Origin of the sequence: Marinobacterium sp. xm-d-579, from assembly GCF_013282935.1 — a bacterium.
Classification (GTDB): domain Bacteria; phylum Pseudomonadota; class Gammaproteobacteria; order Pseudomonadales; family Balneatricaceae; genus Marinobacterium_E.
In genome coordinates this window covers 96,831-111,062 of the sequence record NZ_WBYP01000002.1, presented here as the reverse complement: position 1 = coordinate 111,062, position 14,232 = coordinate 96,831, and the positions used below count along the sequence as shown (strand labels likewise).

The window sequence follows — 14,232 nt, the reverse complement described above, 5'->3', positions numbered from 1 at the left end:
GAATGCGATTCGCATTAAACGTCTAGGAGCATGCGCGCTGGATCTTCCAGCAGGTCCTTAATTGTTACAAGGAACTGTACAGCCTCTTTACCATCGATCATACGGTGGTCGTAAGAGAGTGCTAGATACATCATTGGTAGGATTTCAACCTGACCATTCACCGCCATTGGACGCTCTTGGATCTTGTGCATACCCAAGATAGCTGTCTGTGGTGGGTTAAGGATTGGGGTCGACATCAATGAGCCGAATACACCGCCGTTAGTGATTGTGAATGTACCGCCCTGCATGTCTTCCATGCCAAGCTTACCTTCACGACCGCGCTTACCGAAGTCTGCAATAGTGCCTTCTACTTCTGCAAGGCTCATCGCATCCGTATCGCGCAATACTGGCACCATTAGGCCACGATCAGTCGATACAGCGACACCAATATCTTGGTAACCGTGGTAGACCATGTCGTTACCGTCGATGGATGCGTTAACCGCTGGGAAGCGTTTTAGCGCTTCAGTCGCCGCTTTCACGAAGAACGACATAAAGCCTAGACGTGTGCCGTTGTGAGTCTTCTCAAACAGATCTTTGTACTGTTTACGAAGTTCCATGACAGGCTTCATGTTCACTTCGTTGTACGTTGTTAGCATCGCAGCATTCTGTTGCGCTTCAACTAGGCGCTTAGCGATGGTTGCACGTAGACGAGTCATTGGAACGCGTTTCTCAACACGCTCACCTGCTGGTACGTTGACTGATACCGCTGGCTGGGCTGCAGTAGGAGCGGCTGCAGGTGCTGCTGCCGCAGGAGCGGAAGCCGGCTTGTTCGCCATAAAGTTCATAACGTCTTCTTTAGTGATGCCACCGTTTTTACCCGTGCCAGGGATCTGGCTAGCATCAAGGCCGTTCTCATCAATCAGTTTACGAGCAGCTGGGCCTACTTTTTCAGCGTCACCCGCTGGGGCCGCCTCAGTCGCTGCTTCTGCTGCTGGAGCTGCGGCACCGGCTGCACCCGCTTCAAACTTAGCAAGAATCTCTTCGCTAAGAACCGTTTCACCTTCGCCTTTTAGGACTTCAGTAATCACACCGTCGGCTGGAGCGACAACTTCAAGAACCACTTTATCGGTTTCGATGTCGACAATAAGTTCATCGGCAGAAACCGCTTCGCCTGGCTGCTTGTGCCAAGTTGCAACAGTTCCGTCTGCTACTGATTCTGGAAACGTAGGTGCTTTAATTTCGATTGACATGATTTTTCCTTTCTTGCCTTCTGCTCGTCGTACGAACGAATTCTTTATTAACCGTTTAGGGCGTCGTTAACCAATTTCTCTTGCTGCTCAACGTGAACAGAGATGTAACCTACTGCAGGCGCTGCAGCGTGTGGACGACCCACACCGTCTAGGTGAATCTCTGGCTTCACTTTACGTAGAGCGTTGCGCATGTGGTGCTGACTGCAGTACCAAGCGCCCTGGTTCATTGGCTCTTCCTGACACCAAACAACCGATTCAAGATTAGGGTATTGGCTCAACTCATCTACCAGATCCGCCTCTGGGAATGGGTAGAGTTGCTCAATACGAACGATCGCAACATTCTGCTTCTCTAGCTCTTCGCGACGGTTGTATAGGTCGTAGTAAACCTTACCGCTACACATCACAACACGATTCACTTTCGACTTATCAAGCTGATCCACTTCACCAATAACCGGTTGGAAGGTGCCATCCGCCAGCTCTTCTAGAGTAGAGATCGCCTGCTTGTGACGAAGCAGAGACTTCGGCGTCATGACCACCAACGGTTTGCGAAGTGGGCGAACCACCTGACGACGCAGTAGGTGGAAGATCTGCGATGGAGTTGTAGGGACAACAACCTGAATGTTGTGCTCAGCACAGAGCTGTAGGTAGCGTTCCAAACGAGCAGACGAGTGCTCTGGACCCTGACCTTCAAAGCCGTGTGGCAACAGCATAGTCAGACCACATAGACGCTGCCATTTCGCTTCGCCTGATGTGATGAACTGATCGATCACGACCTGAGCACCATTGGCGAAATCACCGAACTGCGCTTCCCAGATCACCAACGAGTTTGGTGTCGTGGTTGCGTAACCGTATTCGAATGCCAATACCGCCTCTTCAGACAGGTATGAATCGTGGATCGTGAATTTTGGTTGATCCTTATCCATGTTCTGAAGGGGTACGTAAGTCGTCGCATCTTTCTGATCATGCAGAACCGCGTGACGGTGTGAGAAGGTACCACGACCGACATCCTGACCGGTCAAACGGACTGGGTGACCCTCTGCAAGAATTGACGCGTAGGCCAATGTCTCTGCAAAGCCCCAGTTAGCGGCCATTGCACCGGCTGCCATACGCTTACGGTCGTCATAGATCTTAGAAACCTGACGCTGCACGCTGAAGTGCTCAGGGGTTTCAGCAATGTTCGCCGCAAGCTCTTGAAGCACTTTGATGTCGACACGAGTATCACACTCAAACGACCATTGGTGACCAAGGTAAGGCGCCCAATCGACAAACATCTTAGTGTTTGGTTCAAGCACAAGAGAGTGAGCAACGTGTTCGCCATTTTCTAGCGCCGCACGGTAAGCTTTTTCCATCTCTTTGCTCTGTTCAGCAGTGATCACACCCTCTTCGATCAGCTTAGTTGCGTATAGATCGCGTGTGGTCTTCTGCTTTTTGATGACATCGTACATCAACGGTTGAGTACCGCTTGGCTCATCCGCCTCGTTGTGACCGCGACGGCGGTAACAGACTAGATCGATAACAACGTCTTTCTTAAATTCGTTACGGTAATCAACCGCCAACTGAGTCACGAAACGAACCGCTTCTGGGTCGTCACCGTTGACGTGGAAGATTGGTGCTTCGATCATCTTAGCAACGTCGGTACAGTAATCTGTAGAGCGAGCATCTTCTTGCTTAGAGGTCGTGAAACCAACTTGGTTGTTGATCACGATGTGGATCGTGCCACCTGTCTTGTAAGCGCGTGTCTGAGACATCTGGAATGTCTCCATAACAACACCCTGACCAGCAAAGGCTGCATCACCGTGGATGTTAACAGGAACTACCGTATTACCGACTGGATCTTCACGACGATCCTGACGGGCACGAACTGAACCTTCAACCACTGGCGCTACGATCTCAAGGTGAGATGGGTTGAATGCCATCGCAATGTGCACCTCACCACCGTCAGTATTGACGTTAGATGAGAAGCCCTGGTGGTATTTAACGTCACCCGATGAATCAACCAGCTTCTTACCTTCGAACTCACCGAACAGGTCAGCCGGGTTTTTACCGAAGATGTTAACCAGTGTATTAAGACGACCGCGGTGTGCCATGCCGATCACAACCTCTTTAGCACCCTGCTTACCAGCACGCTGGATCAGAGTATTCAAAGAGACGATCAGAGATTCACCACCCTCAAGACCAAATCGTTTAGCACCAGCAAAGCGGGAGCCTAGGTACTTCTCTAGACCTTCAGCAGCCGTGAGGCGCTCTAAGACCATAAGTTTCTTCTCAGGCTCAACCGTTGGGTGTGCACGGGTTGGCTCAATGCGAGACTGAAGCCACAGACGCTCTTCAGTGTTCACAATGTGCATGTACTCAGAACCTACCGAACTGCAGTACGTCTCTTGAAGATCCTGAAGGATCTCACGCAGTGTCGCCTCTTCGCGACCAAACTGCAGACTACCGAGTTGGAAAGTTGTATCAAAATCCGCTTCTGAAAGTTCGTGGTAGCGCAAATTAAGGTCAGCCACTTCTGCACGTTCTAGCAGATTCAGTGGGTCGATCTTAGCGATCTGGTGTCCACGCATACGATAAGCATCAAAAAGGGCCAGCGCGCGAACTTGCTTACGCTCGTGTTCAGAGCTAACAGACGATACCGCTGCAGGCTGTGCACGTTTTTGATTCTTAGCAATGTATTGGAAATGTTCACGAATCGGTGCAAGAGGAACATCAGGAGTAATGTTTTCACCGACTTTAGGGAGTTTATCAAACTCTTCACGCCACTCTGGGGGAACGGAGTTTGGATCTAAAAGGTACGTTTCGTATAGCTGTTCTACGTAAGAGAGGTTGCCGCCGTATAGATGAGCATTCTTCCACAGCTGCTCCATCAGACCGTCTTGCATTATATATTTACCCTCGTTGTGGGGTACGGGACCTCCGAAGCTCTTGTGAAGCCTCTTCATCCATCGCCCTTATGCTTCTAATTTCCATTTTTCAGCGCATTATTCGGTGTTGCAACCAAATAAAACTCGCGTAGTTTACGCCTTTTATTCAACCCTGAACACCGCAGTTTTAGCGATTTAATACTAAAGTAATCAATGTTTTATCGCGTTTTGGAATAAGTTAATTCTACGGGCTTTTAACAGCCGTTTTTAGTTCTTTTAGGCTATTAAGTAAGAGCTTTTTAAACGTTTTTTTGCACTTTAGTCGTAATGGGACAACATCTCTTGCTTTAGAGTGTTGCGCCAGTAGATTGGAGTGTAATTGGAGAGCGGGTGACAGGCTGAAGCCAGTCACCAATGTATTATTTTCGCTACGGAGTGACGGTGACTGGCTTCAGCCTGTCATCCACCCTTACAGCGATTTCCAGAAAACAAAAAACCCGCCAAGGCGGGTTTTTTTTGAGCTTCAACCTAATCTTAGGTTGCGCGTGATATCAGCATGTTACGGATCTTACCAATCGCTCTGGTTGGGTTTAGACCTTTAGGACATACATTCACACAGTTCATGATGCCGTGGCAGCGGAATACGCTGAATGGATCATCTAGCTCTGCAAGACGCTCGTTAGTCGCTGTATCGCGGCTGTCCGCTAGGAAACGGTAAGCCTGTAGAAGGCCTGATGGGCCGACAAACTTATCTGGGTTCCACCAGAACGACGGACAAGAGGTTGAACAACAAGCACAGAGGATACACTCGTATAGACCATCTAGCTCTGCACGCTCTTCAGGAGTCTGCAGGCGCTCGATCGCTGGAGCCGGAGTATCGTTGATCAAGAATGGTTTGATCTTCTCGTACTGCTTGTAGAACTGACCCATATCGACAACCAAGTCACGGATAACCGGAAGACCTGGAAGTGGACGAAGAACCAGCTTGTCGTTCTTAACCACTTCAGAAAGAGGGGTAATACACGCAAGACCATTCTTACCGTTCATGTTCAAACCGTCAGAGCCACATACGCCCTCACGACAAGAACGACGGAATGTCATTGATGTATCTTTCTCTTTGAGAAGGTGTAGAAGATCCAACACCATGATGTCCTTGCCACCAGGGATATCGATCTGGATATCCTGCATGTAGGGAGCATCATCAATCTCAGGGTTGTAACGATAAACACTTACTAGCATCGTAACGACTCCTTAATATGTACGAACTTTAGGTGGGAACGCTTCCATGGTCTTCGGAGCGAAGTTCACGGCACGTTTGCCCAGCGTTTTCGTTTGTGGGTAGTAAACTGAGTGACACAACCAGTTTTCATCATCACGCTCAGTAAAGTCGTTACGAGCATGCGCACCACGAGACTCTTTACGCTCGTATGCAGCAATGGCAGTTGCCTCAGCCACTTCCATTAAGTTCTCAAGCTCAAGCGCTTCAAGACGTGCAGTGTTGAATGACCCAGTCTTATCTTCAAGATATACGTTCGCAACACGCTCACGGATTGCCTTAAGCTTAGTCAAACCTTCCTGCATCGCATCGCCGTCGCGGAATACACCGAAGTAGAGCTGCATGCACTGCTGAAGATCTTTACGAATATCCGCAACCTTCTCACCGCCAGTCGAGTTATTTAGACGGTTTAGACGAGCCATTGCTGCCTCGATCTCTTCTTCAGTAGCGTCTTTAACTTCGTAGCCTTCGCGCATCTGCTGTTCGATCTGAAGACCTGCAGCACGACCGAAGACAACCAAGTCTAGTAGTGAGTTACCACCTAGACGGTTAGCACCGTGTACCGATACACAAGCAACCTCACCACAAGCGAATAGACCTTCAACGATCTTATCTTCACCTGATTCAGGATCTGGGTTAATCACCTGACCACCGATGTTAGTGGTCACACCACCCATCATGTAGTGACAGGTTGGCACCACTGGAATTGGCTCTTTCACAGGATCAGCTGCTGCGAATGTCATTGAAAGCTCACAGATACCTGGTAGACGTGAGTGAAGAACCTCTTCACCTAGGTGATCAAGCTTCAAGTAGACGTGATCGCCGTCTGGACCACAGCCACGGCCTTCAAGGATCTCTAGGATCATTGAACGCGCAACAACGTCACGACCGGCAAGGTCTTTCGCATTAGGAGCGTAACGCTCCATGAAGCGCTCGCCGTCTTTATTAACTAGGTAGCCACCTTCACCACGACAACCTTCAGTTACCAGCGTACCTGCACCCGCAATACCGGTTGGGTGGAACTGCCACATCTCCATGTCTTGCGCAGCAATGCCGGCACGAAGTGCCATACCCATGCCGTCACCAGTGTTGATCAAAGCGTTGGTAGTCGATGCGTAGATACGACCTGCACCGCCAGTAGCCAATACAGTCGCTTTCGCTTTAATGTAAACGGTTTCACCTGTTTCGATACAGATCGCAATACAACCGACAACCGCGCCGTCTGCATTTTTAACAAGATCGACTGCAAACCACTCGTTTAGGAAAGTTGTACCTGACTTCATGTTTGCTTGGTATAGCGTGTGAAGCAGTGCGTGACCTGTACGGTCTGCCGCAGCACAAGTACGAGCAGCCTGACCACCTTCACCGAAGTTCTTAGATTGACCACCAAATGGACGCTGGTAGATACGACCTGTCTCTGTACGAGAGAAAGGAAGACCCATGTGGTCAAGTTCGAATACCGCACGTGGACCTACAGAACACATGTATTCGATCGCGTCTTGGTCACCGATGTAGTCAGAACCCTTAACGGTATCGTACATGTGCCAGCGCCAATCATCGTTTGGATCCGCACTCGCAATTGCACAAGTAATACCACCCTGTGCAGATACTGTGTGTGAACGTGTTGGGAAAACTTTTGTAACACACGCAGTGTTTAAACCTGACTGTGCAAGTTGAAGGGCTGCGCGCATACCTGCACCGCCACCGCCGACAACAATTGCATCAAATGTAAGCGTACGTAGCTTAGACATCTATTAAACCCCCCCAAAGAATCTGAATACCCCACACCACGTAAACAAACGCGAGCAGGCCACAGGCAGATTGGAATACGAAACGAATGCCAGTTGGTTTAATGTAGTCGGTAGAAATTGACCACATACCGATCCAAGCATGCGCAACCAATGAAAGCAGTGTTAACAGTGTGAAGATACGCATTGCAGTACCTTCAAACAGTGCTGACCACTGGTTGTAATCTAGTTCAGGGTTAAGCAGCATGTAGCCGATCATGAAGATCGTGTAAGCTGCAAGGACAACCGCAGTTACGCGCTGCATCATCCAATCGTAAAGGCCGCTACGGCCAAAGCTTGTTACCGAAGTTACCATACCCAAACTCCTGCTAGCACAATGGAGATAGCTGAAATCGCAAGCGTTGCTTTCGCAGCCGCATTGCCAGATTCAATCTCTTCACAGTAACCCGCATCCATAACAAGGTGCTTGATACCTGCGAAGAAGTGGTACAGAAGTGCAGACAACAGACCCCAAGCAATGAACTTGGCAATGAATGATTCTGTTAGAAGTGCAGCTGCTGCATCAAAACCCTCTTGAGACTCAAGAGAAAGGCTCAGTGCGTACATCATGAAAATGGTACCGACAAATAGAATCAGACCAGTGACACGGTGCAGAATTGAAGTCACAGCCGGTAGAGGCTGCTTAATGGTTCTCAAATCGAGATTTACAGGTCGTTTTTTGTTCACGGCTCTAGTTCACACTTATGTGCCCTCTCCGGGGCCTCGTTTACTAGTAAGTACCTGATTCGGTAGTGACAGAGTCAACTACTCAGGACGACGATTAAAACTGCACGTTTATGACAAATATTCATATGAATATTCACATATTGCAGCGCGCAATTTTCGGAGGCTGATTATAACAATTGATAGGCTTTTGACAATCAATCTAAGGCCCTATTAGCCAATGGTTTAATAGGGCCATGTACAGTTCCGACGCGATTCATACGCCAGAGCGCATAAATTCGACTTATAGCTTTTTGTCCTTACTTTATAGCTTTTGCACTGCAACAATTGACGATTGACAATCACTTTGGGCTCACTATAGTGATCAGGCCTTAAAGAGTTCTGAGCCAACCTCAGAAGACCTCTAAGATGCTTAAATACCCATATTAAGCAGTAACGGAAATAGATAGGAGCCAACCATGGCTGATAAGAAAGCTCGTCTCGTAGTAGACGGTGTAGATAAAGAGATCGAACTGCCGGTTTATCACGGCACAGAAGGTCCAGATGTTGTTGACGTTCGCCCACTAACAGGTGAAGGCCTGTTTACTTACGACCCAGGTTTTGTATCAACAGCCTCTTGTGAATCAAAAATCACATACATTGACGGCGCTAATGGTGTTCTTCTTCACCGCGGTTACCCAATCGAAGAACTGGCCGAGCACTCAGACTACTTAGAAGTGTGCTACCTCCTTCTAAATGGTGAACTCCCTACTCCAGAGCAGAAAGCTAAATTTGACTACACTGTGAACCAACACACTATGGTTCATGAGCAGCTTCGCTCTTTCTACAACGGTTTCCGCCGTGACGCTCACCCTATGGCGATCATGTGTGGTGTCGTAGGTGCGCTATCAGCTTTCTACCACGACTCACTGGATATCAATGACCCTCATCACCGTGAAGTCTGCGCTTACCGCCTGATCGCTAAAATGCCAACGCTGGCTGCGATGTGTTACAAATTCTCAATCGGTCAGCCATTCATCTACCCACGTAATGACCTTGGCTACGCTGACAATTTCCTACGCATGATGTTTGCGACACCTTGTGAGGATTACAAAATCAACCCTGTGCTATCTCGCGCAATGGATAAGATCTTCACGCTTCACGCAGACCATGAACAGAACGCTTCAACATCGACTGTTCGTCTTGCTGGTTCATCAGGTGCTAACCCATTTGCTTGTATCGCAGCGGGCATCGCGGCACTTTGGGGCCCAGCACACGGTGGTGCAAACGAAGCAGTACTGAAGATGCTTGCTGAGATTGGTTCTGTTGAGAACATCCCTGCGTTCATCGAGAAAGCAAAAGATCCAAACGATCCATTCCGTCTAATGGGCTTCGGTCACCGCGTATACCGCAACTTTGACCCACGCTCGCGCGTTATGAAACAGACCTGTGATGAAGTATTGGCTGAACTGGGCATCACGGATGATCCAATGCTAGATATCGCTAAAGAGCTTGAGCGCATCGCGCTAGAAGATGAATACTTCGTTAGCCGTAAACTCTACCCTAACGTTGACTTCTACTCAGGCATCATCCTGAAAGCTATCGGTATCCCTACCTCTATGTTTACCGTTATTTTCGCTCTGTCACGCACGATTGGATGGATCTCACACTGGAACGAGTTCCACTCAAGCCCGAACAAGATCGGTCGTCCACGCCAGCTTTACACTGGTGAACCTAAGCGCAAGCACCCACGTGCTTAATCGCTACTAGCGACCCATAAAAAAACCCCGCCGTAGCGGGGTTTTTTATTGTCTAGCACCAGACATCAATTAGTGCTGTGTACGCATCAACGGTGAGCTAAACACCTGCTGAATAGCGCGATGATTAACAACCTGTGCAGCCAATTGGGACGCTTTTTTCTGAGCCTGAACAATAAGCGCTGCCAATTCAGAGCGACGAATCTGTTTTGCATTCCACTCAACCAGAGCGATCTTTTCTGACTCGCTTAGGTCGTTGCTGTCTAGAAGTTCTAGAAGTGTTTTTTGATCAAGGATCTGTGACATGAGGTCATCCTCCACTGTTTAATTAAGTTGGCGCTAATATATTCGACCAAGGTATCAGTCAGCAAGAGATGCTTTTTCACAGAATAGGTGAGTTTAGTTCAACAAAAGGTAGAAGAACTGTAGGAGCCTTATCGAAGATGAGGCGATCCATCATCGCGACCTTTTCAAGATCGCTCCAACTATTCACCTGCGCTCAATAAACAAAAAAGCGAGCCTGAGGCTCGCTTTTCATTCACAAGGTAAATTCAATTACCCAGCAATCATCCCATTCTCACGCATGATGCCCTCAATCTCTGGCAAGCTTGCTGGATCATCGATGGTTGAAGGTACTGTATACTCTTGTCCATCAGCGATTTGACGCAGTAGCTTACGCAGGATTTTGCCTGAACGAGTTTTAGGCAGACGCTTAACTACAGCCGTGCGCTTGTAACAAGCGATTGGGCCAATCTCTTTACGAATGTTAGCAACCAATTCCGCTGAAAGTTGCTCGTCTGAAATATCAGCACCGTCTTTTAGAATGACAAGACCAACAGGCTCCTGACCTTTTAGCTGCTCAGAAATACCGATCACGGCACACTCCGCAACAGCAGGGTGCGCGGCTACGATCTCTTCCATCTCACCCGTCGATAGACGGTGACCGGCAACGTTAATTACATCATCGGTACGACCCATGATGAAGACATAGCCATCTTCATCTTTATAACCACCGTCACCTGAGGTATAGAAACCTTCAACATCTGACAGGTAACCCGACTTGAAGCGATCGAAGTCACCCCAAACCGTTGGCAGACAACTTGGTGGTAGTGGCAGCTTGATAGCTATAGAACCCTGCTGACCTGCTGGCAATTCATTACCCGCTTCGTCAACAATCTGCACATTAAAGCCTGGGCTTGGCAGCGTTGCTGAACCGGCTTTTGGTGGCATTGGCTCGACACCCATCAAGTTGCCACAGATCGCCCAACCGGTCTCTGTCTGCCACCAGTGATCAATAACGGGTTTACCGGTTTTCTCAACAGTCCAATCATAGGTTGGTGGATCTAGACGCTCACCCGCCATGAAGATGGTTTGCAGTTCAGACAGGTCGTACTTAGCCACTTCCTGAGCTTCAGGATCTTCTTTTTTAATTGCACGGAAAGCGGTTGGTGCAGCAAATAGAATCTTAGCTTTGTACTCTTCACAGACACGCCAGAAAGCGCCAGCGTCCGGAGTGCGAACCGGCTTGCCTTCGTAGACAATCGTACTACAGCCAGCCAGAAGTGGTCCGTAAACAATGTAGGAGTGACCAACAACCCAACCTACATCCGAAGCGGCCCAGTAAACATCACCCGCTTTCACGTTGTAGATCGCTTTCATTGAGTAGTTCAGTGCGGTCGCATGACCACCATTATCACGAACGACACCCTTAGGTTTGCCCGTAGTACCTGAGGTGTAAAGAATGTATAGAGGATCTGTACCTTTAACCGCCACTGGCTCTGCTGGCGTCGCGTTAGCCATCTCTTCAGCCCAGTCACAATCACGTGGAGCCGTTAGCTCGGCCGTCACCTCTTCACGCTGGAAGACAATAACAGACTCCGGCTTATGCTCAGACAGGTTAATCCCTTCATCTACCATCGGCTTGTAAGGAAGTACCTTGGCAACTTCGACACCGCAAGAAGCCGTCACAATCGCCTTAGGTTGTGCATCATCGATACGTACAGCAAGCTCGTTAGGCGCAAAGCCACCAAATACAACTGAGTGGATAGCACCTAAGCGTGCAACCGCCAGCATAGCAACCACGGCTTCAGGGATCATTGGCATGTAGATAACGACACGATCGCCCTTCTCGACCCCTTTAGATTTCAAAACACCCGCAAAGCGTGACACCTGATCTTTCAGTTCAGAGTAGGTCACAGTGCGTTTAGTGTTAGTTACTGGTGAATCATAAAGTAGAGCTGCTTGGTCACCGCGACCCTGTTCGACATGATAGTCAACAGCCATGTAAGAGGTGTTCATCTCACCATCAGCAAACCAACGGTCAATACCGTTCTCATCTTTCGAAAGAATCGTTTGTGGTGCTTTGAACCATGGCAGATCAGCCGCTTTTTCAGCCCAAAACGCTTCTGGTTGCTCGATCGACTTCGTGTATTCGCTAAGGTAAGACATACTCATTCCTCATTAACTGACGAGATGTGATTATTTTTAGACGCTCGATATGAGCACTTTTCTAAAATAAGATTGTCGACACTTTACCGGAAAAGATTGGGGATTTATTTACGACTTATGGCGATATTGTCGACAATCCTATCCACCCTTATAACCAGATAAGTAGATTTAAGGCGCTTTTATCGCCAGCATGTAGTTCTACTACAGCCCTATTTGGGTTGGATTTGTTCGAAAGCATAGGCTACTCTGCGTCCACATTTTGAAAAGTTACATACCCTTTTACCAATGCACACCCCATCCATAGAGTTAAGTCACGTCACTCTGACTAGAGAAGGACGCACCATCTTCGATGATCTGACGCTGTCACTTAATGAGTCACGCATTGGTATTATCGGGTTTAATGGCAGTGGCAAAAGCAGCCTGATTCGCCTGCTTAACGGTTTACTTACCGCCGACAGCGGCACCATCAGCATCAACGGTAAAGACCCATCTAAAGGGCCTGCCGCCATGTCGACTGAAGTCGGTTTTGTATTTCAAAATCCAGATCACCAACTGATCTTCCCTACCGTGCTTGAGGAGTTGATCTTTGGTCTGCAGAACCAGGGCAAGGACAAGTCAGAGTCAGAAGCCGAAGCACTCGCACTATTAAAAGAGCACGATCGACTGGATTGGAAAGATCTTCCGGTCCACAGCCTCTCTGAAGGACAAAAGCAGTTGATCTGTATTTTCTCGGTACTCCTATTGAAGCCTAAAGTTATTGTCTTCGATGAACCCTTCTCTGCACTTGATCTACCCACTCGATATCAGCTTCAGAAAGTGATCAGCAGTCTGTCCCAGCAGGTCATTATGATCAGTCACGAGCTAGATGGTTTTGACGGGTTTGATCGACTGGTATGGATAGGTGATCAAGGGGTCGTAAAAGACGGCCCCACTGAAGAGGTGATCACTGACTATAAACAGCATGCTGTTAAGACCGCTGAGTCATGATGAGTCTCTACCTTGCACAAATATCCTGGCTGCACCGTCTACCTGCCGGGTTAAAGCTCTTCTGTTTAGCCATCGCCACGGTGCTGCTCTACCCAGTAAAAGAGGTAGGAATCATCTCTTTAGCCGTTGCTGTTACGTTGGGGATCTACGCCAGCTTGGGCAGATCTGGCTTGGCGCAATTGAAACTATTGAAACCGCTGTTCTGGATGATGCTGGCAATCTTTGCCTTACAGTATTGGACCATGGGGCTTGCCGAGGCTTGGATACTACTGGGTCGCATGTTGGTACTAATCTTACTGGCCAATGCCATCAGCATGACTACGCGAATGGATGAGATGAACGCGGTTTTTCAATTTTTGCTAACGCCACTTCGATGGCTGGGTGTTCAGACCCAACGAATCGCGTTTGCACTCTCTTTACTGATACGGTTTGTTCCTGTGTTGGTCTCGTTTATGCATGCTCTGTTAGCGGCATGGCGAGCACGAGGTGGACAGCGTCGCTATTGGCAAATTATAGCCCCATTAGTGGTACAGGCACTTAGAATGTCTGACCAGGTGGCTGAAGCGGTCGCCGCTCGTGGCGGCATACCAAAAATTAAAAACTAGAGAGCCATTTCGGCTTCAAGCAACTCAAAAGGAGTCACTGTGAGTGAAATAACGAAAGACAAACAGGTTGTTCAAATTGCAATCTTCGCAGCGCTGCTAGCTGCATTGGGCTTTATCCCACCGATCCCATTTGCGACGGGTGTTCCCATCTCAGCTCAATCGCTGGGCGTTATGCTAGCGGGCACGATTTTGGGCGCACGTAATGGTGCTCTATCGATGATTCTGTTCCTAGTCGTCGTGGCTCTGGGTGCTAACCTCTTGGCCGGTGGTCGTGGCGGTCTTGGCGTCTTTGCAGGCCCTACTGCTGGTTTCCTGTTCGCCTTCCCATTTGCTGCGTTCACAGCGGGTCTTCTGACACGCTCACTCTCAGGTAAATTCTCCCTCACCATTGCAGCCGGCATTGGTGCTCTGGTGGGCGGTATTGTCGTGATGTACCTATTTGGTATTGCTGGATTCAAACTGGTCACTGGACGTACATGGCTTGAGTCACTGATGATCATGTGGGTCTACATTCCAGGTGACGCAGTGAAGGTCGTTCTTGCAGCGGTCGTAACAGGTGCAGTCGCTCGAGCGCTTCCGGGCACTTACGCCAACAAGTAACACCAACATTGAACACAAA

The 14,232-nt window shown here is 48.8% G+C and carries 12 protein-coding genes; 4 read left to right on the top strand and 8 right to left on the bottom strand.

Annotated elements, in window-relative coordinates; all coding sequences use genetic code 11:
• Window positions 1-14 precede the first annotated feature (14 nt).
• The 6 genes from odhB to sdhC form a co-directional block, all read right to left on the bottom strand.
• A complete protein-coding gene (gene odhB / locus XMD579_RS04240; protein WP_173505899.1) occupies window positions 15-1,229 on the bottom strand; it encodes a 2-oxoglutarate dehydrogenase complex dihydrolipoyllysine-residue succinyltransferase in 1,215 nt (404 codons plus the stop codon).
• 47 nt (window positions 1,230-1,276) lie between these two features.
• The gene (locus tag XMD579_RS04235) at window positions 1,277-4,108 is read right to left on the bottom strand and encodes a 2-oxoglutarate dehydrogenase E1 component (protein WP_173505898.1); all 2,832 of its coding nucleotides are present in this window, start codon (window positions 4,106-4,108) and stop codon (window positions 1,277-1,279) included.
• Window positions 4,109-4,624: 516 nt separating this feature from the next.
• A complete protein-coding gene (locus XMD579_RS04230) occupies window positions 4,625-5,329 on the bottom strand; it encodes a succinate dehydrogenase iron-sulfur subunit (protein ID WP_173505897.1) in 705 nt (234 codons plus the stop codon).
• A gap of 12 nt (window positions 5,330-5,341) precedes the next feature.
• The gene (gene sdhA, locus XMD579_RS04225) at window positions 5,342-7,117 is read right to left on the bottom strand and encodes a succinate dehydrogenase flavoprotein subunit (protein WP_173481576.1); all 1,776 of its coding nucleotides are present in this window, start codon (window positions 7,115-7,117) and stop codon (window positions 5,342-5,344) included.
• A complete protein-coding gene (gene sdhD, locus XMD579_RS04220) occupies window positions 7,110-7,469 on the bottom strand; it encodes a succinate dehydrogenase, hydrophobic membrane anchor protein (protein ID WP_173505896.1) in 360 nt (119 codons plus the stop codon). Before sdhD ends, sdhA begins: the two co-directional genes overlap by 8 nt.
• The gene (sdhC, locus tag XMD579_RS04215) at window positions 7,463-7,840 is read right to left on the bottom strand and encodes a succinate dehydrogenase, cytochrome b556 subunit (protein WP_173481578.1); all 378 of its coding nucleotides are present in this window, start codon (window positions 7,838-7,840) and stop codon (window positions 7,463-7,465) included. Before sdhC ends, sdhD begins: the two co-directional genes overlap by 7 nt.
• A gap of 455 nt (window positions 7,841-8,295) precedes the next feature.
• On the opposite strand from sdhC, the gene gltA reads away from it, so the two are divergent.
• Window positions 8,296-9,576: a citrate synthase gene (gene gltA, locus XMD579_RS04210; protein ID WP_173494339.1), complete on the top strand. Its 1,281-nt coding sequence runs from the start codon at window positions 8,296-8,298 to the stop codon at window positions 9,574-9,576.
• Window positions 9,577-9,645: 69 nt separating this feature from the next.
• Here the strand turns inward: gltA and XMD579_RS04205 are convergent, their stop codons facing one another.
• Window positions 9,646-9,879 (bottom strand): hypothetical protein, encoded by a 234-nt coding sequence (locus XMD579_RS04205; RefSeq protein WP_173505895.1) that lies wholly within the window; start codon window positions 9,877-9,879, stop codon window positions 9,646-9,648.
• 249 nt (window positions 9,880-10,128) lie between these two features.
• Entirely contained in the window at window positions 10,129-12,021 is a 1,893-nt protein-coding gene (locus XMD579_RS04200; protein WP_173484291.1) for a propionyl-CoA synthetase, read from the bottom strand.
• A gap of 285 nt (window positions 12,022-12,306) precedes the next feature.
• Here XMD579_RS04200 and XMD579_RS04195 point away from each other — a divergent pair, with 285 nt between their 5' ends.
• The 3 genes from XMD579_RS04195 to XMD579_RS04185 are packed head-to-tail and all read left to right on the top strand — an operon-like array spanning window position 12,307 to window position 14,213.
• Window positions 12,307-13,008 carry an energy-coupling factor ABC transporter ATP-binding protein gene (locus XMD579_RS04195; protein ID WP_173505894.1) on the top strand — a complete coding sequence of 234 codons (702 nt, stop codon included), beginning with the start codon at window positions 12,307-12,309 and terminating at the stop codon, window positions 13,006-13,008.
• On the top strand, window positions 13,005-13,613 hold the full coding sequence (locus XMD579_RS04190; RefSeq protein ID WP_173484292.1) for an energy-coupling factor transporter transmembrane protein EcfT: 609 nt from the start codon (window positions 13,005-13,007) through the stop codon (window positions 13,611-13,613). Before XMD579_RS04195 ends, XMD579_RS04190 begins: the two co-directional genes overlap by 4 nt.
• Window positions 13,614-13,652: 39 nt before the next feature.
• A complete protein-coding gene (locus tag XMD579_RS04185) occupies window positions 13,653-14,213 on the top strand; it encodes a biotin transporter BioY (RefSeq protein ID WP_371731723.1) in 561 nt (186 codons plus the stop codon).
• The last annotated feature ends 19 nt before the right edge of the window (window positions 14,214-14,232 follow it).

Bases quoted from the DNA above. Each gene is read 5' to 3' on its own strand.
- odhB (WP_173505899.1), bottom strand. From the start codon at position 1,229: ATGTCAATCGAAATTAAAGCACCTACGTTTCCAGAATCAGTAGCAGAC.
- XMD579_RS04235 (WP_173505898.1), bottom strand. From the start codon at position 4,108: ATGCAAGACGGTCTGATGGAGCAGCTGTGGAAGAATGCTCATCTATAC.
- XMD579_RS04230 (WP_173505897.1), bottom strand. From the start codon at position 5,329: ATGCTAGTAAGTGTTTATCGTTACAACCCTGAGATTGATGATGCTCCC.
- sdhA (WP_173481576.1), bottom strand. From the start codon at position 7,117: ATGTCTAAGCTACGTACGCTTACATTTGATGCAATTGTTGTCGGCGGT.
- sdhD (WP_173505896.1), bottom strand. From the start codon at position 7,469: ATGGTAACTTCGGTAACAAGCTTTGGCCGTAGCGGCCTTTACGATTGG.
- gltA (WP_173494339.1), top strand. From the start codon at position 8,296: ATGGCTGATAAGAAAGCTCGTCTCGTAGTAGACGGTGTAGATAAAGAG.
- XMD579_RS04205 (WP_173505895.1), bottom strand. From the start codon at position 9,879: ATGTCACAGATCCTTGATCAAAAAACACTTCTAGAACTTCTAGACAGC.
- XMD579_RS04200 (WP_173484291.1), bottom strand. From the start codon at position 12,021: ATGTCTTACCTTAGCGAATACACGAAGTCGATCGAGCAACCAGAAGCG.
- XMD579_RS04195 (WP_173505894.1), top strand. From the start codon at position 12,307: ATGCACACCCCATCCATAGAGTTAAGTCACGTCACTCTGACTAGAGAA.
- XMD579_RS04190 (WP_173484292.1), top strand. From the start codon at position 13,005: ATGATGAGTCTCTACCTTGCACAAATATCCTGGCTGCACCGTCTACCT.